At 54.4% G+C, this 15414-nt stretch carries 17 protein-coding genes and 2 tRNA genes; 10 read left to right on the plus strand and 9 right to left on the minus strand.

Features of this window, described 5'->3' with window-relative positions; translation table 11 throughout:
- The first annotated feature begins 57 nt into the window (after nt 1–57).
- The 4 genes from mdtK to F3J30_RS07490 all read left to right on the plus strand — a co-directional run bounded on the left by mdtK (nt 58) and on the right by F3J30_RS07490 (nt 3454).
- On the plus strand, nt 58–1431 hold the full coding sequence (gene mdtK / locus F3J30_RS07475) for an MdtK family multidrug efflux MATE transporter (protein ID WP_166716842.1): 1374 nt from the start codon (nt 58–60) through the stop codon (nt 1429–1431).
- A 153-nt stretch (nt 1432–1584) separates the two neighbouring features.
- Nucleotides 1585–1661: transfer RNA gene (locus F3J30_RS07480), tRNA-Val, on the plus strand.
- Between the two features lie 4 nt (nt 1662–1665).
- Nucleotides 1666–1742, plus strand: a tRNA-Val gene (locus F3J30_RS07485).
- Nucleotides 1743–1858: 116 nt separating this feature from the next.
- Nucleotides 1859–3454 carry an FAD-NAD(P)-binding protein gene (locus F3J30_RS07490; RefSeq protein WP_166716843.1) on the plus strand — a complete coding sequence of 532 codons (1596 nt, stop codon included), beginning with the start codon at nt 1859–1861 and terminating at the stop codon, nt 3452–3454.
- A 28-nt stretch (nt 3455–3482) separates the two neighbouring features.
- On the opposite strand, the gene F3J30_RS07495 is transcribed toward F3J30_RS07490, so the two are convergent.
- Complete coding sequence (locus tag F3J30_RS07495) at nt 3483–4118, minus strand: carbonic anhydrase (RefSeq protein WP_014069953.1); 636 nt, start codon at nt 4116–4118, stop codon at nt 3483–3485.
- A 228-nt stretch (nt 4119–4346) separates the two neighbouring features.
- On the opposite strand from F3J30_RS07495, the gene F3J30_RS07500 reads away from it, so the two are divergent.
- Nucleotides 4347–4487 carry a hypothetical protein gene (locus F3J30_RS07500; RefSeq protein WP_003857665.1) on the plus strand — a complete coding sequence of 47 codons (141 nt, stop codon included), beginning with the start codon at nt 4347–4349 and terminating at the stop codon, nt 4485–4487.
- Nucleotides 4488–4535: 48 nt separating this feature from the next.
- Here the strand turns inward: F3J30_RS07500 and F3J30_RS07505 are convergent, their stop codons facing one another.
- From F3J30_RS07505 to F3J30_RS07520, 4 genes are all read right to left on the minus strand, one after another.
- Nucleotides 4536–5015, minus strand: coding sequence for a heme-binding protein (locus F3J30_RS07505; protein WP_166716844.1), 480 nt, complete (start codon nt 5013–5015; stop codon nt 4536–4538).
- An 89-nt stretch (nt 5016–5104) separates the two neighbouring features.
- Nucleotides 5105–5716, minus strand: a complete 612-nt coding sequence (locus F3J30_RS07510; protein ID WP_166716845.1) for a LuxR C-terminal-related transcriptional regulator — start codon at nt 5714–5716, stop codon at nt 5105–5107.
- Nucleotides 5709–7037, minus strand: a complete 1329-nt coding sequence (locus tag F3J30_RS07515) for an ATP-binding protein (RefSeq protein WP_166716846.1) — start codon at nt 7035–7037, stop codon at nt 5709–5711. Before F3J30_RS07515 ends, F3J30_RS07510 begins: the two co-directional genes overlap by 8 nt.
- A gap of 165 nt (nt 7038–7202) precedes the next feature.
- On the minus strand, nt 7203–7370 hold the full coding sequence (locus F3J30_RS07520; RefSeq protein WP_041162045.1) for a hypothetical protein: 168 nt from the start codon (nt 7368–7370) through the stop codon (nt 7203–7205).
- Between the two features lie 238 nt (nt 7371–7608).
- On the opposite strand from F3J30_RS07520, the gene F3J30_RS07525 reads away from it, so the two are divergent.
- From F3J30_RS07525 to F3J30_RS07540, 4 genes are read left to right on the plus strand one after another with little or no spacing between them, the layout of a single operon-like run.
- The gene (locus F3J30_RS07525; RefSeq protein WP_166716847.1) at nt 7609–8427 is read left to right on the plus strand and encodes an ABC transporter substrate-binding protein; all 819 of its coding nucleotides are present in this window, start codon (nt 7609–7611) and stop codon (nt 8425–8427) included.
- A gap of 1 nt (nt 8428) precedes the next feature.
- Nucleotides 8429–9244: an amino acid ABC transporter ATP-binding protein gene (locus F3J30_RS07530; RefSeq protein WP_166716848.1), complete on the plus strand. Its 816-nt coding sequence runs from the start codon at nt 8429–8431 to the stop codon at nt 9242–9244.
- Complete coding sequence (locus tag F3J30_RS07535) at nt 9244–10020, plus strand: amino acid ABC transporter permease (protein WP_166716849.1); 777 nt, start codon at nt 9244–9246, stop codon at nt 10018–10020. Before F3J30_RS07530 ends, F3J30_RS07535 begins: the two co-directional genes overlap by 1 nt.
- Nucleotides 10017–10703, plus strand: coding sequence for an ABC transporter permease subunit (locus F3J30_RS07540; protein ID WP_166716850.1), 687 nt, complete (start codon nt 10017–10019; stop codon nt 10701–10703). Before F3J30_RS07535 ends, F3J30_RS07540 begins: the two co-directional genes overlap by 4 nt.
- On the opposite strand, the gene fumD is transcribed toward F3J30_RS07540, so the two are convergent.
- The 4 genes from fumD to F3J30_RS07560 all read right to left on the minus strand — a co-directional run bounded on the left by fumD (nt 10684) and on the right by F3J30_RS07560 (nt 13646).
- Nucleotides 10684–10893, minus strand: coding sequence for a fumarate hydratase FumD (gene fumD, locus F3J30_RS07545; protein WP_014069945.1), 210 nt, complete (start codon nt 10891–10893; stop codon nt 10684–10686). The genes F3J30_RS07540 and fumD overlap by 20 nt on opposite strands.
- Nucleotides 10894–11001: 108 nt before the next feature.
- Nucleotides 11002–11814: a MetQ/NlpA family ABC transporter substrate-binding protein gene (locus tag F3J30_RS07550; protein WP_003857677.1), complete on the minus strand. Its 813-nt coding sequence runs from the start codon at nt 11812–11814 to the stop codon at nt 11002–11004.
- Nucleotides 11815–11962: 148 nt separating this feature from the next.
- A complete protein-coding gene (locus F3J30_RS07555) occupies nt 11963–12631 on the minus strand; it encodes a methionine ABC transporter permease (protein WP_014069944.1) in 669 nt (222 codons plus the stop codon).
- Nucleotides 12624–13646, minus strand: coding sequence for an ATP-binding cassette domain-containing protein (locus tag F3J30_RS07560; protein WP_166716851.1), 1023 nt, complete (start codon nt 13644–13646; stop codon nt 12624–12626). Before F3J30_RS07560 ends, F3J30_RS07555 begins: the two co-directional genes overlap by 8 nt.
- Before the next feature lie 400 nt (nt 13647–14046).
- Between F3J30_RS07560 and F3J30_RS07565 the strand changes: the two genes are divergently transcribed.
- Entirely contained in the window at nt 14047–15414 is a 1368-nt protein-coding gene (locus F3J30_RS07565; protein WP_166716852.1) for a cystathionine beta-synthase, read from the plus strand.

Raw genomic sequence — 15414 nt, forward strand, 5'->3', positions numbered from 1 at the left:
AACGCACATGCAACTTGAAGTATGACGGGTATATAACTACAAAATAAAGGTGTTCACGTGCAGAAGTACATGAATGAAGCGCGTCAGTTGTTGGCACTGGCTATACCAGTGATCATCGCGCAGGTTGCCCAAACCGCAATGGGATTTGTGGATACGGTGATGGCAGGTGGTTATAGCGCCACCGATATGGCCGCCGTTGCAATCGGAACCTCAATCTGGCTGCCGGCCATTCTCTTTGGCCATGGCCTGTTGCTGGCCCTGACTCCGGTTATCGCACAACTGAACGGCTCCGGGCGCCGCGAGCGGATCGCGCACCAGGTGCGCCAGGGATTCTGGCTGGCAGGCGCGGTCTCCGTGCTGATTATGGTCGTGCTGTGGAACGCAGGCCACATCATCCGCTCCATGCATAACATCGACCCTGCCCTCGCGGATAAGGCCGTGGGTTATTTGCGCGCGTTACTGTGGGGCGCGCCGGGATATCTGTTCTTCCAGGTGGCGCGTAACCAGTGCGAAGGGCTGGCAAAAACCAAGCCTGGCATGGTGATGGGGTTCATCGGTCTGCTAGTGAATATTCCGGTGAACTACATCTTTATCTATGGGCACTTGGGGATGCCTGAACTGGGTGGCGTCGGTTGTGGTGTGGCGACGGCAGCGGTTTACTGGGTCATGTTCTTTAGCATGATGACCTATGTCAAACGCGCGCGCTCCATGCGCGATATCCGTAACGATGAGTCTTTCAGCAAGCCGGATATGGCTGTCGTGACCCGTCTTGTGCAACTCGGGCTGCCTATTGCGCTGGCGCTGTTCTTTGAAGTGACGCTGTTCGCCGTGGTTGCACTGCTGGTCTCTCCGTTGGGCATTATAAACGTGGCCGGGCACCAGATAGCGCTGAACTTTAGTTCGCTGATGTTCGTGATGCCGTTGTCACTGGCTGCGGCGGTGACCATCCGTGTCGGCTTTCGTCTGGGTCAAGGTTCAACCATTGATGCACAAACGGCAGCGCGTACCGGGTTAGGCGTGGGTGTCTGTATGGCGATATGTACCGCGCTGTTTACCGTCGCCCTGCGTGAGCAGATTGCCCTTCTCTATAACGACAACCCGGAAGTGGTTCTCCTGGCGTCGCACCTGATGCTGCTGGCGGCGGTGTACCAGATTTCAGACTCGATTCAGGTTATCGGCAGCGGGATCCTGCGTGGGTATAAAGATACGCGCTCTATCTTCTTTATCACCTTTACGGCGTATTGGGTGCTGGGACTGCCTGCCGGCTATATCCTGGCGCTGACCGACCTGGTGGTTGACCGTATGGGGCCTGCCGGGTTCTGGATGGGCTTTATTATCGGCTTAACGTCAGCGGCTATCCTGATGATGCTGCGTATGCGCTTCCTGCAACGTCAGCCTTCGGCCGTGATTTTGCAGCGCGCCGCACGTTAAATACACAGTGGCCGCTGGCGGGCGGCTACTTTCTCTTCATTTTGCGCGGGAATAAAGCAATCGCGTGAAATCTGAGAGAAAATTGCATTTTCCCTCTTGCCTCATCCGGACAGTGCCGCTAATATTCGTCCCCGTTGTCGCCGACAACACGTTGCGTTCATAGCTCAGTTGGTTAGAGCACCACCTTGACATGGTGGGGGTCGTTGGTTCGAGTCCAATTGAACGCACCATTCTGCGTCCGTAGCTCAGTTGGTTAGAGCACCACCTTGACATGGTGGGGGTCGGTGGTTCGAGTCCACTCGGACGCACCATTTCAGTCCTGAAATGGTGCGAATTCTCTCTTAGTATTCTGAATAATTCCAACCTTCTGATTTTTTAATTCTTCACCTGCTACGCTTTTCTCATGGAAAACGCAGGAACACCGTTGATGAAAAAAATCGCCATTATCGGCTCGGGACCTACCGGGATTTACACCTTTTTTTCGCTGCTGAATAACAAAACGCCCCTCTCGATCTCGGTCTTTGAACAAGAAAAGGAAGCCGGAGTTGGGATGCCATACAGCACTGAGGATAATTCGCGCCTGATGCTGGCGAACATTGCAAGTATTGAAATCCCCCCACTCTTCATCACCTATCTCGACTGGCTTAAGACACAGAGTCAGACCCATCTCGCCCGCTATGGCGTTGACAAAAATTCACTGCATGACCGCCAGTTTTTACCGCGTATTTTACTGGGCGAATTTTTCCGCGATCGGTTTTTGGCCATTGTCGCAGAGGCTAAAAAGCGGGGTTTTGCGGTGCAGGTATACGAATCCTCCTGCGTGACCGACATCGATGCTCACGCAGACGGGGTCGCACTTTCGGTAAACGATAAACCCTTCGCCGAAAGCGTGGATCTTGCCATCGTTGCCACTGGCCACGTCTGGCCTGACGATGATGAAGCCACCCGCGCCTACTTTCCAAGCCCGTGGTCCGGGCTGATGGACTCGGAAGTCCGCCCCTGCCACGTCGGCATTATGGGCACCTCGCTGAGTGGCCTGGATGCCGCCATGGCGGTAGTGATGCAGCACGGGACGTTTGTCGACGACCAGTTCCGGCTGGCGGAAAAAAGTCAGGGGCTGAAAATAACATTAATGTCGCGCACCGGGATCCTGCCGGAGGCCGATTTTTATTGTCCCATCCCGTATGAACCCCTCGCCATATTGACCGGTGCAGTCGCAGAAGCCGAAATTAAAAAAGGAGCTAACGGCCTGCTCGACCGGATATTCGCTCTCATGGTGAAAGAACTCAGGAATGCTGACCCACAGTGGTGCGACGCAATAAATCTTCACAGGCTTAATGCTGACACCCTCCTTGATGCCTGGTTTGCAGATCGTAAAAAGCACGACCCTTTCTTATGGGCAGAAGACAACCTCCAGGAGGTGGTGCGGAACAAACATGAAAAACGCACCGTCGCATGGCGCTATACCGTGCTGCGGCTACACGATGTGGTGGGGGAAATCGTTCCTCACCTTAACGCAAAAGACAGCGAGCGTTTTAAAATGGGGCTGGCGCGGGTGTTTATTGATAACTATGCCGCCATTCCACCACAGTCCATTCGCCGGCTACTGGCACTGCGCGAAGCGGGGATCCTCAGCATTCTTACGCTGGGGAATGAGTACGAACTGGATATCGGCAATGATCGTACTGTTATCACGACCCAGGACGCCACCTGGCAATTCGATGTATTTATCGATGGGCGTGGACAAAAACCGCTTAAAACCAAAGACCTGCCCTTCCCGACGCTGCGTAAACAGCTTCTGGCAACAGGTGATGAAATACCGGATGTGGGAGAGGATTATACGTTGCAGGCGCCCGAATCGCTGTGCGGCCGGGTAGCCTTTGGGGCAATCCCCTGGCTCATGCACGATCAGCCTTTTGTGCAGGGGCTGGCGGAATGCGCGGAGAGAGGAAAAGCGATGGCAAAAGCAGCAGAGAAACCTGCATCCCGGCCACGCAGAAAACTGTTTTTTGTGGAGAATTAACGGGGCATCCTTGCCCTGAGTAACCGGATTATTCGAAGAACACTTCCGGATTTTCAGACAGCGACACAAAGGTTTTGGTCTCTTTATCCAGAGCGCGAATATCACCGCTTTCGATATCGTAAACCCAGCCATGCAGGCGAATTGAGTTATTGCGCAGGCCAACTGCCACAGACGGATGCGTTTTGATGTTGCTCAGCTGCGCGAAAACGTTCTCCTGCACCATCGCATTCACTTTATCCGTACCGTTGGTCCAGGTTTTGTTTTCCACAACCGCTTTTGCCGCATCGGAATAGCGCAACCAGTGGGATACCGCTGGCATAGGCTCCAGGTTGGCGTTGTCGGCAATCGCCTTCATCGCGCCGCAGTTGGAATGCCCGCAGATAACAATATCGGTCACACCCAGCGCCACTACTGCGTATTCGATCGTCGCCGACACGCCGCCTGGTTCAGGCCCGAACGGTGGAACGATATTGCCAGCATTTCGAATGACAAAGAGCTGTCCCGGCTCTTGCTGCGTTACCAGCTCTGGTACCAGGCGACTATCGGAGCAGGAGATGAACAGCGCTTTGGGATTCTGGCTGGACGCTAAACTGCGGAAGAGTTCTTTACGTTGCGGAAAAACTTCTTTTTGAAAGCTGAGGAAACCTTCAATGATATGTTGCATAGCAATGTCTCTTTATCTGTTTTAGTTTAGACGTGACAGTGATCACGTTCGTAAAGTTTAACTACCCCGCTTAACATCATACAAGAATTATATTGCTGACCCGACCACATAGCCTGTTACCCACCCGCATTTTGCACTTTGGGCTGTTCTGCCGCCCGTGGGATGCATCAATCCCTGTTTTTGCCCTATACTGTGCTGACCGCAAAAACTGAACAAAGCAGGTAAATGATGGAAATTGATCTCGACAATCTGGTGTTTAACGGACTGGATGAAGCCGAAGAGCGCAATGCTGAGCGTCTGGATGACGCAGATAAAAAGGCTCAGGCTATTGTAGCTGACGATGACTGCGGCGACGCCTGCAAAATCTGATCACGTAATTGACCCGCACTGGATGCAACACCCGGTGCGGGTGACTCGTTACAGCTTCAGGCTATCAATTGCCTGCTGCGCGCACGCTTCATCAAGATGACCACCCGGCGCACCGCCAATACCAATCGCCCCGATCACTTCATCCCCTAGTTTCAACGGTAAACCGCCCGCCAGCAGCAGGAAGCCCGGAACATCACGCATATTTTGCGCCCCGGCATTACTCTGCGCCGCTTCCATCACTTTGCCCGAGGCATTCTTTGTGCTGAGCGACGTATAGGCTTTCATTTCGCTGGCTTTCACCGTGTGTGGGCCTGCGTTGTCGGTGCGCTGCACGGCCTTAATGATGCCCGCGCGATCAACCACGGTCACCGTCACCTGGTAGTTTTTCGCCATGCAGGCCTGAATGGCAGAGGAGGCCAGGGCATTCGCCTGGGCCAGAGAGATATTTTTTTGCGCCAGCACATCGGCCTGTGCTGTCAGGCTCACACCACCCGCGATAAACGCCGCAACCATCATTAACTTTTTCATCGCACATCCTCGATTATTGGGAGACACCACGAGGTTATCGGGACGCGCGGGGAAACGTAATTCGGTTGAATACGCACTCTTCCTGGTAGTTATACGGATTGCAATTTGTCGTAATCGCGGATGGCCTGAACAAGGCTCGTCACACCGAGCTTGGTCAATGCCGCGGCGCGGTGCGCTTCAACGGTTCTGGGTGACAGGCTGAGCAGCGCGGCAGCCTCTTTATTGCTGCGCCCGTCCATTAATACGCTGAGCACCTCATGTTCTCGCGCGGTGAGGAGTTCAAAGCGGGCTTTGATGCGTGATGTTTCCTGCCAGGCTCCGAGAAGCCGCTGGCTCTCTTCAAAGGCCAGACCAACCGTCTCAATCAGCTTATCCGCATCAAGCGGCTTGGTGAAAAACTCAAATACGCCATTGCGAAACGCCCGACGGCAGGCATCGACGGTGCCATGCCCGGTCATGATGATCACGGGTAAAAGCGGCCACGGCCATTCCCCCTCTTCCAGCCACGCAAGCCCGCCTTTACCGGGCATCCGCATATCCAGCAGCAGGCAGCCCACCAGCGCCGTGTCTCCCTGATGCGCAACCGTGAAGGCGTCAACACTGTCATAGGCCTGCACCTCCCAATTCATCCCCGAAAGTAAAAATGCCAGCGATTCCAGGACTGACGCATCATCATCAATCAGATAAATAGCGTTAACCATGTGATGTCTCCTTGTCATTCGCCAGCTGAAGCAGGATCTGCGCGCCACCGTCCGGTGCGTTGTTAAGCGTAATGACGCCGTTCATACGCGTCATCAGTGACTCCGTTAAGGTCATGCCGAGCCCAATCCCCTCTTTTCGCCCGCTGTAAAAAGGCATAAATGCATTCTGCAATGCCTCAGGGCTAAAACCCGGGCCACCGTCGGTGACGGTTATCTGTACGGCATCGCCTTTCTTCTGGCTTTCTATCCGCACCCAACCCTGAGGAATGTCCTGCTGCGCCTGGATAGCATTGCTGAGAATATTATGCAGCACCTGCTCAAGCCACAGCCGATCTGCCTGCACTGTCGATGCATCCGGCGCAAAGTGATGGCTGACCGTAATATGTTCAGCCTTGCGCTCATGTTCGAGTAAATTCACCACCTGCTGCCAGCACTGCGCCAGGTCGGTGTCGCGCAGGGTCACTTTTTCCTGCACCACGTGTTCACGAAAACGCGTTAACAGCGCACCGATCCGCTGGGTCTGTACCAGCGCTGCCGCCAGCGCCTGAGACACCGCCTGCGGGTTATCCTGCATCTGCTGGCGCTGCGCTCCCTGGATCCAGGTCTGTACCGCGGTGAGCGGCTGGTTGATTTCATGCACAATGCCCGCGGTGATCTCCCCCAGCGTGTTCAGCCTGGCGTGCTGGTAGTAGTGCGCGCGTTGTTCCGCCTCTTTTCGTGCCTTGCGCTGCCAGAACGCCACGCTCGCCACAGCAATCACCACCGCCCAGCCGAAAAAGACCAGCGGAAAGCTAAACCACGAAACCCCGAACCAGTCGGGTTCCGCGTCTGCATTTAGCGTAAAGGGTTGAGTGTGCTGCGGGAAAGTACGCTGCCAGTGCCAGAAAGCACCAGACGCTATCTCATCAGGGGTCGTCGAAAAACGCATATGAAGACGGGAAAACGTGTGGCTGGTCGCCAGCAGCGGTGCCAGGTCGATAAGCACCCGGATCTGACGCCAGGGGTTGTACAACCAGTACTGCTGATCGTGCAAAGGTTCAACTCTGGCCGCATCCAGCTCCCGATCCATTGTCTTTTCCAGTGCCAGAATATGCGGGAATTTTTTACGCAGCGCGGCGGTATCTTCATCGCCACTGAGGAGCGGCAGCACCGATTCGTTTTGCGTCAGTACGGCACCGATAGCGGAATAGAGCGCCGAAAACTCGCGGTCCTGCGCCCAGAACTGACGGCGTATTTGTTCGGCGTACAGCAACGCACCGCTAATCAGGCAGACTATGGCCCAGACCACGATGCTGCGTTTAATCAGGTTTGAATTACTCATCGTGTTAACGGGTGTCGTCATTCAGGCAGTCGACATTATCAGCTAACCCTTATGAGAACAAAAAAACAGTGCCGTTATCCGATCTTCGGGGTGTTTTTACCACCCTGTTTTCCTCAGCACTCTTCGCACAGCTCATTCCAGTACATTTCGCGCTTTAAGCGCAATTCAGCGTGACGTTTGATCATGGAACCACTCCGGATCTATGTTCGCGATATCCACGCCATACAGGCTGGCAACAGGCAGTATCGACTCAAGAACACGTTGCGCGCTGTTCTCCGCACTTGCTGGTGAGCCCGCAAAAAACCGCCGTAACGTGCTTATCCACTTTTTCATCGTCTTTACCCCTCGTTGCTGAACCTGCCCTAAGTTAAACACCCCTTTCTCGTGCAAGTGAAATACCAATATCGACTGTTGATGTGCAGGAAGTGCAAATAGAGCCCTTTCATTTACCTGAAGATAACACCTTGTTCACTAATGCTTTTTCGTTAATTACAAAGCACGATTTCTTATTTGGCGATAGGGTTCACTTATGGGAGCGTGGAAGGACAAAACAAAACGATGAGATAACACTATGGCAGCTTACACAAAATTGGCACTGGCACTGGGTTTACTGGCGGCAGGCGGCATTCTTTCTACACAGGCTCTGGCCGATCAACTGGCCGATATCAAGGCCGCAGGCGTGGTAAAAGTAGCGACCTTCGATGCCAACCCGCCGTTTGGCTCTATTGATGCTAAAACCCATGAAATTGTGGGCTACGACGTTGATTTCGCCAAAGCCCTGGCAAAAAAGCTCGGCGTGAAACTGGAGCTGGTGGCTACTAACCCGGCGAACCGTATCCCGCTGCTTCAGTCTGGCAAGGCAGATTTGATCGTGGCAGATATCACCATCACGCCAGAGCGCGCGCAGGTTGTTGATTTCTCCACCCCCTATTTCGTGACCGGGCAGCAGTTCCTGGTACCGGCAAAATCCGCCGATAAGCTGGACGAATACAGCCGGGCGCGCATCGGGGCGGTGAAAGGCACCACGGGCGAGCAGACATTACACCAGCGTTTCCCACAGTCTCGCGTACTCTCTTATGACGATATCCCGCTGGCGCTGACGGCGCTGCGTAATGGCAACGTGCAGGCCATCACCCAGGACAGCACCATTCTGGCCGGGCTGCTGGCACAGGCGCCGGATAAAGCGAACTTTAAAATCCTGCCGGACCTGATAAGCAAAGAAGAGATTGGCGTCGGGGTGAAAAAAGGTGAAACGGCGCTGCTGAAAGTGGTCAACGATGAGCTGGTCGCTCTGGAGAAAAATGGTCAGGCCGCCAGTATTTATGACGTCTGGTTTGGCCCGCAAACCCAGTCACCGCAGCCTCGTGCCTTTAAAATAGAAGCTCAGTAATATGCTCTCAGGTTTATTTTCACGCTCCGCGGCCAGTGCCGCGGATTTTTCACATCTGGAACAGGCCAGCGTTGAGTTTCGTGACGTGGTAAAAAGCTACGGCGACCACCACGTGTTAAAAGGCATTAATCTCAGCATTACCCCTGGCGAAGTGGTTGCCATTCTTGGCCCTTCCGGTTCCGGTAAATCCACCCTTATCCGCCTTATCAACCAGCTTGAAACCCTGAACGGCGGTGAGATCCTTATCGATAACAAACCCACCGGACAACTCACCGGGGCCGCACTTCGCAAGCTGCGCAGCCGCGTTGGCTTCGTTTTCCAGCAATTCAATCTTTACGCCCATCTTACAGCCAGCCAGAACATCACCCTGGCGCTGGAGCATGTTCATGGCTGGAAACCGCAGCCCGCTGAGGAACGCGCCCTTGAGTTGCTCAACAACGTTGGGATGCTGGAAAAAGCGCACCACTTTCCTGCGGAGCTTTCCGGCGGCCAGCAACAGCGGGTGGCGATCGCACGCGCGCTGGCCTCTTCACCGCAAATCATCCTGTTTGATGAGCCCACTTCAGCGCTGGATCCAGAGATGATTGGCGAGGTGCTATTTGTGATGAAAACGCTGGCCCACAGCGGGATCACCATGATTGTGGTAACGCATGAAATGCAGTTCGCCCGTGAAATTGCCGACCGAATTGTCTTTATCGACGGGGGGCAAATTCTGGAAACCGCGCCACCTGAGCAGTTCTTTACCCAGCCTGTTCATCCGCGCGCGCAGCGTTTCCTGCAAAAAGTGCTTAACCCGCTGCATCAGGAGCATCTGTAATGCCTGCGCTCGACTGGCACGGGGTGCTGACCGGGCAACCCCTGCAATGGATCCTCTCCGGTTTTCTTACCACACTATGGGTCACGCTCGCCGGTGTGATTCTGGCAAGCCTTCTGGCGCTTCTCTTTCTGCTGCTACGTCTTTCAGGTGGACGAGCCGGACATGCCATCGTCAGCGGCTGGGTTTCGCTGTTTCGCAATACGCCGTTACTGGTGCAATTGCTGTTCTGGTATTTCGCTGCCTGGAACGGGCTGCCGCAGGCGTTTCGCGAACTGGTGAATGCCGATCACAGCTGGTCGGTTTTACCCGGTAACGTCTGGTGGTTCGCGCCGGAATTCCTCTGCTCCGCCTGGGGACTCGGCGTTTTCACCTCGGCCTTTTTGATTGAGGAGGTGGAGTCCGGATTGCGCTCCGTCCCTGGTGGGCAGCGGGAAGCCGCGCTGGCTCAGGGTTTTTCTGCATGGCGGCTTTTTCGTTACATCCTTCTGCCACAAGGGCTTGCGAACGCCTGGCAGCCCATCGTTGGACAGTATCTCAATCTGATGAAGCTGTCATCGCTTGCCAGCGGGATTGGGTTTGCCGAACTCACCTACCAGGTGCGACAAATCGAAAGCTATAACGCTCATGCGCTGGAGGCGTTTAGCGTGGGAACCGTGCTCTATCTGGTGACCGGGGTCGCCATTGGGCTGATCCTCGCGCGAACAGGTCCGTCGATAAAAAAACGCACCCGCCGCTCACGGGCCGCTATCGCCAACACAGGGAGTGAGAACGCATGATTGCCGGACTGAATGTTATTACTGATAACCTGGATTATTTACTCTGGGGCCGTCTGGCGGCCGGTGAACCCGGCGGAGTGCTTCTGACGCTGTTGATGGCGCTGGGTGCCGCCGCGCTGGCGCTACCGGGCGGTATCGGGCTGGCATGTCTCGCCTGGCGTTTTCCGGGGGTGGTACGCAACACGCTCTTTTTGTGGGCAGAGCTTATCCGTGGTATCCCGCTTATCTTTGTGATTTTCTGGATGTGGTATCTCTTGCCACTGATCACCGGGGGGGATTTACCCGGCGCGATGACCGTCACGCTGGCGCTGGCATGGTTTAGTGCGGCAGCGGTGATGCATTCGGTGTTGTCCGGGCTGAGTGCTTTACCCGTCGGGCAGTATGAAGCGGCACTGACCCAGGGATTTAGCACGGGACAGACGCTGTGGCGGATTTTATTGCCACAGGTGTTACGCAATATTCTGCCGTCACTGCTGGGTATTTTTATCAGCCTGCTGAAAGACACGTCTCTGGCTTTTATTGTAAACGTGCCTGAACTGACCACTGTTGCGGGTCAAGTGAATAACCGGGTGCAAATTTACCCGGCCGCCATTTTTATCTTTACCGGTGTGGTTTATTACCTGCTGTGCTGCTCTCTTGAGCAGCTCGCGAAACGCTGGCGTGTTACCCGGCCAGCGCTTTAACCACCGTTTCCATTGCCTGAGTGGTCAACTCGCTACGCTTGACGCGCTGGTTCGCCAGCGCGGTACGCAGCACCCCGGCAATAACAATATGTTTTGGCTCTTGTCCTAAATCACGCATTTCAAGCACGACCTTCCCTACCACCCGGCACATCTCCTGGTACAGCGCGTCGTCTTTGGTCACATTGCCCATTGCTCTCACTCCATTGCTCTAAAGACTCAGCTTAAATGATTCGTCGGCTGGATACAAAAAAGAAGCCCGGCGAAATACTCGCCGGGCTTCATCTTTTAAATCAAATGATTAGTTGTTTACCGGAATCACCGCGCCTTTGTATTTGGTGCGGATCCAGTCCTGAATTTCTTTGGAATGCAGTACGTTCACCAGCGCCACGATATCTTTCTTCTTCTCGTCACCACGGTGCACCGTAATGATGTTGGCATACGGGTTGTTTTCACCGCTCTCTACCGCGATAGGATCGTGAACCGGGTCCAGACCCGCATCAATGGCGTAGTTCGCATTGATAACCACCGCAGCGCCTTCGTCGTTGTTGTACATCTGCGGCAGCAGAGACGCTTCTACGTTAGGTGTGAATTGCAGTTTTTTCGGGTTTTCAACGATATCGCTGATGCGCGCCGTCACTTTGTCGATGCCCGGCTTGAGCTTAATCACGCCCTCTTTTTCGAAGATGGAGAGAATACGGCCTTCTTCAGACACCGCATCACGCATGATGATTTTGCCGCCTTCCGGCAGATCTTTCAGGGATTTGTATTTTTTGGAGTAAATCCCGATTGGCTCGATATGGATAGCGCCTGCGCTGACAAAATCGTAATCCTTGTCGCCCGCATGATCTTTCAGCACGCTGTTCAGATAAGGAATGTGCTGGAAGTAGTTCGCATCAATGTCGTGCCCTGCCAGCGCCGTGTTTGGCAGAATGTAGTCCTGGAACGGTTTAATCTCCAGATCGATACCTTGTTTTGCCAGAATCGGTTTCGCCTGCTCCAGAATTTCGGCGTGCGGGGTGTTGGACGCGCCCACGGTCAGGGTATCCGCCCAGGAGGCGAAGCTCAGGGCACTCAGGGTTGCTGCGGCGATCAGTGTCAGTGTCTTTTTCATGATGATGGTTCCTGTGTGTTGTTGTTACCCTAAATAGTTCGAGTCACAGGAAGGCGGCAAGTGAGCGAATCCCCAGGAGCTTACCAGAGTAAGTGACTGGGGTGAACGAATGCAGCCAACGCGCCTGAGGCTCGAAATATGACGGGTATTAGCGTTTATCTAACAGTGATGTAAGGATGTCGCCGCAGAACTGGATAATGAAAACGATGATCAAAATGGTCACCGTTGCCACCAGCGTGACGTCACCGTGGTTGCGCTGGAATCCTTCCAGATAAGCCAGATTTCCCAAACCACCGGCGCCAATCACCCCCGCCATTGCGCTGTAACTCACCAGCGCAATCAGCGTCACCGTAATACCTGATACCAGTGCAGGTGATGATTCCGGCAGTAAAACCCGAAAAACTAACGTACTCAGCCGTGCGCCCATCGAGCGCGTGGCTTCAATGACCCCTTTGTCCACTTCACGCAGGGCAATCTCTACCAGACGCGCATAAAACGGTGCCGCCCCCACAATCAGGGCTGGAAGCGCCGCATTCGCGCCAAGAATGGTGCCGACGATGGTCTTGGTGAACGGGATCAACAAAACAATCAGGATGATGAACGGGATTGAGCGGAACACGTTCACCACAATAGAAATCACGCTGTAGACCGTCCGGTTCTGGAACAGACCGCCGCGTGCGGTCAGGAACAATGCCAGACCCAGCACAATGCCCAGCACAAAGGTCGCAACGCCCGAGAGCGCGGTCATGTACAGCGTTTCCTGTGTTGCCGCCCAGAGCTGGTCCCATTTCAGATGGGGAAACAGATTTTCAGCCATGTTTAATTACCTCGCCCTCAATATCGCTTTGCTTCAGGTCGGCGAGGATATTGTTCAGTTGTTCGTCAGATGCCACCACGTGAACCCATAACTGGCCAAACACACCGTGGGCGGTTTGCGTCATTTTCCCGTGCAGAATGTTAAACGGCAGGCCGTAGCGTAACGTCAGTTCGCCAACCACCGGCTTGTGCGTGCTGTGCCCGGTGAACGTCAGCCTGATCACCGTCCCTTCCAGTTCACTTGCAAGCTCCGTATTAAATGTCTCTTCTTCCGCATACTGGCTCACCTGACGCACAAACTGTTGGGTGATCGGTTGTTGTGGATGGGTGAAGACGCTCAGCACGTCCCCTTCTTCCACCACTTTGCCGTTTTCCATCACCGCCACACGGTCACAAATTTTGCGCACCACGTGCATTTCGTGGGTGATCAACACGATGGTCAGATTGAATCGACGGTTAATGTCCAGCAGCAGATCGAGGATCTGATCGGTTGTCTGCGGGTCGAGCGCAGAGGTTGCCTCGTCGCACAGCAGTACGTCAGGGTTGTTTGCCAGCGCACGTGCAATGCCCACACGCTGCTTCTGCCCACCACTCAGCTGGGACGGATAGGCATTCTCGCGGCCTTTCAGCCCAACCAGCTCCACCAGTTCGGCCACACGCGCTTTAATGCGGGCTTTCGGCACGCCTGCAATTTGCATTGAGAAGGCGATGTTGTCGTTCACCGTGCGCGACCACAGCAGGTTGAAGTGCTGGAAAACCATGCTGATTTTCAGGCGAGCCTGGCGCAGCGCCTCACCTTTGGCGGCAGAGATATCCTGCCCGTTAATGGTCACGCTGCCGGTGCTGGGTTTTTCCAGGCCGTTCAGCAGGCGGATCAGGGTGCTTTTACCTGCGCCGCTGTAGCCAATGATTCCGTAAATCTGTCCCTGTTCAACCGTCAAATTGACGTTATCAACGGCAGTGAGCGCCACCTTCCCGTTGTCAAAAATCTTCGAAATATTCCTGAGAACTATCATTCTTCTTCGTTATCCGTTACGCATATAGCGGTTTAGCAGTATGGATGTCCAAAAGATAGTAATCAGCGATTATCCGCTTTTAAATGACCAAAAAGGAATTTGTTATAACCAAAAGAAATAAAAGGCGGATTTACTGGGCGGGAAGCAAATAGCTCAATTTCAGTAATGATTATCTGCCAGACGCATATATCGCGGCCCTGAGGGGGGCAATTCGCTCATTTTTACAGCATTTTATACCGATATAGCCATCCCCACTTCCAGACCACTTTACGTCTTGCTGCCTGGGCTTCTGAAATAGTCATTAATATTACTTTCCGTTCTAAAAAGCAGTTAAACGTTCTTTATCGCTAAATTTTCGCCGCACTATCATCCCGTCATGACCTTCATACAGGAAAAAACCATGACGATTTATCACTCCGTCACCGAACTGATTGGCCGTACTCCGCTTATTCAGCTGCATAAGCTCAATACCGGTTCTTGCGCCTTGTTTCTGAAGCTGGAAAACCAGAACCCGGGCGGCTCTATCAAAGATCGTGTTGCGTTGTCGATGATTAACGAAGCCGAGCGCAACGGCCAGCTACGGCCCGGCGGGACGATTATTGAGGCCACCGCAGGCAATACCGGGCTTGGCCTGGCGTTAATCGCCGCGCAAAAAGGCTACTCACTGATCCTGGTCGTCCCCGACAAAATGAGCCGTGAGAAAATTTTCCACCTGCGCGCGTTGGGCGCGCAGGTGGTGCTGACGCGTTCAGACGTTAATAAAGGCCATCCGGCCTATTATCAGGATTACGCGCAGCGCCTGGCGAATGAGCTACCCGGCGCGTTTTATATCGATCAGTTTAATAATGACGCCAACCCGCTGGCCCACCGCACAACCACGGCACCGGAGTTGTATGAACAACTTGATGGCGATATCGACGCCATTGTGGTTGGCGTGGGCTCCGGCGGTACGCTTGGCGGCCTTCAGGCGTGGTTTGCTGAACATTCTCCCCACACGGAGTTTGTGCTCGCCGATCCTGCTGGCTCTGTTCTGGCCGATCAGGTCGAAACCGGGCAATACCATCATGCGGGCTCATGGCTGGTCGAGGGAATTGGCGAAGACTTTATTCCCCCTCTGGCCCATATCGAAGGCGTCAACCGCGCCTGGCGTATCACTGACCGCGAAGCGTTCACTACCGCCCGCGAGCTGCTGAAAACAGAAGGCATTCTGGCAGGCTCTTCCAGCGGCACGCTGCTGGCGGCGGCACTGAAATATTGCCAGGCGCAGACAACACCCAAACGCGTGGTGACGTTCGCCTGCGACAGCGGAAATAAGTATCTGTCGAAAATGTTCAACGACGACTGGTTGCGCCAGCAGGGGCTTATCTCTCGACCACAGGCAGGGGATCTCTCTGACTACATCGCCCTGCGCCATGATGAAGGCGCCACGGTAACCGCCGCGCCGGATGACACGCTTTCCACCGTGTTGGCACGGATGCGTCTGTACGACATCTCTCAACTCCCGGTTCTGGATGATGGCAAGGTCGTCGGCATCATCGATGAGTGGGATCTGCTTCGCCACATCGGCGGTGACGGTAACCGTTTCGCCCTTCCCGTCACCGGTGCCATGACGCGCCAGGTGGAGTTTCTGGATAAACGCGCCCCGGAAAGTGCGCTGAACGCGATTTTCGACCGCGGCCTGGTAGCCGTCATTAATGATAACGATCGTTTTCTGGGTCTGATTACGCGCAGCGACGTTCTTACCGCCTGGCGCAACCGCCTGCAATAA

The organism is Enterobacter sp. Tr-810 (assembly GCF_011752765.1).
GTDB classification, from domain to species: Bacteria; Pseudomonadota; Gammaproteobacteria; order Enterobacterales; family Enterobacteriaceae; genus Enterobacter; species Enterobacter soli.

What these genes read in the sequence shown, in the direction of transcription:
- F3J30_RS07555 (WP_014069944.1), bottom strand. Translation starts at nt 12,631, where the DNA reads ATGGCTGAAAATCTGTTTCCCCATCTGAAATGGGACCAGCTCTGGGCG.
- F3J30_RS07565 (WP_166716852.1), top strand. Translation starts at nt 14,047, where the DNA reads ATGACGATTTATCACTCCGTCACCGAACTGATTGGCCGTACTCCGCTT.
- fumD (WP_014069945.1), bottom strand. Translation starts at nt 10,893, where the DNA reads ATGGGCAATGTGACCAAAGACGACGCGCTGTACCAGGAGATGTGCCGG.
- F3J30_RS07520 (WP_041162045.1), bottom strand. Translation starts at nt 7,370, where the DNA reads ATGAAAAAGTGGATAAGCACGTTACGGCGGTTTTTTGCGGGCTCACCA.
- F3J30_RS07540 (WP_166716850.1), top strand. Translation starts at nt 10,017, where the DNA reads ATGATTGCCGGACTGAATGTTATTACTGATAACCTGGATTATTTACTC.
- F3J30_RS07505 (WP_166716844.1), bottom strand. Translation starts at nt 5,015, where the DNA reads ATGAAAAAGTTAATGATGGTTGCGGCGTTTATCGCGGGTGGTGTGAGC.
- F3J30_RS07495 (WP_014069953.1), bottom strand. Translation starts at nt 4,118, where the DNA reads ATGCAACATATCATTGAAGGTTTCCTCAGCTTTCAAAAAGAAGTTTTT.
- F3J30_RS07515 (WP_166716846.1), bottom strand. Translation starts at nt 7,037, where the DNA reads ATGAGTAATTCAAACCTGATTAAACGCAGCATCGTGGTCTGGGCCATA.
- F3J30_RS07490 (WP_166716843.1), top strand. Translation starts at nt 1,859, where the DNA reads ATGAAAAAAATCGCCATTATCGGCTCGGGACCTACCGGGATTTACACC.
- F3J30_RS07525 (WP_166716847.1), top strand. Translation starts at nt 7,609, where the DNA reads ATGGCAGCTTACACAAAATTGGCACTGGCACTGGGTTTACTGGCGGCA.
- F3J30_RS07500 (WP_003857665.1), top strand. Translation starts at nt 4,347, where the DNA reads ATGGAAATTGATCTCGACAATCTGGTGTTTAACGGACTGGATGAAGCC.
- F3J30_RS07510 (WP_166716845.1), bottom strand. Translation starts at nt 5,716, where the DNA reads ATGGTTAACGCTATTTATCTGATTGATGATGATGCGTCAGTCCTGGAA.
- F3J30_RS07530 (WP_166716848.1), top strand. Translation starts at nt 8,429, where the DNA reads ATGCTCTCAGGTTTATTTTCACGCTCCGCGGCCAGTGCCGCGGATTTT.
- F3J30_RS07550 (WP_003857677.1), bottom strand. Translation starts at nt 11,814, where the DNA reads ATGAAAAAGACACTGACACTGATCGCCGCAGCAACCCTGAGTGCCCTG.
- F3J30_RS07560 (WP_166716851.1), bottom strand. Translation starts at nt 13,646, where the DNA reads ATGATAGTTCTCAGGAATATTTCGAAGATTTTTGACAACGGGAAGGTG.
- F3J30_RS07535 (WP_166716849.1), top strand. Translation starts at nt 9,244, where the DNA reads ATGCCTGCGCTCGACTGGCACGGGGTGCTGACCGGGCAACCCCTGCAA.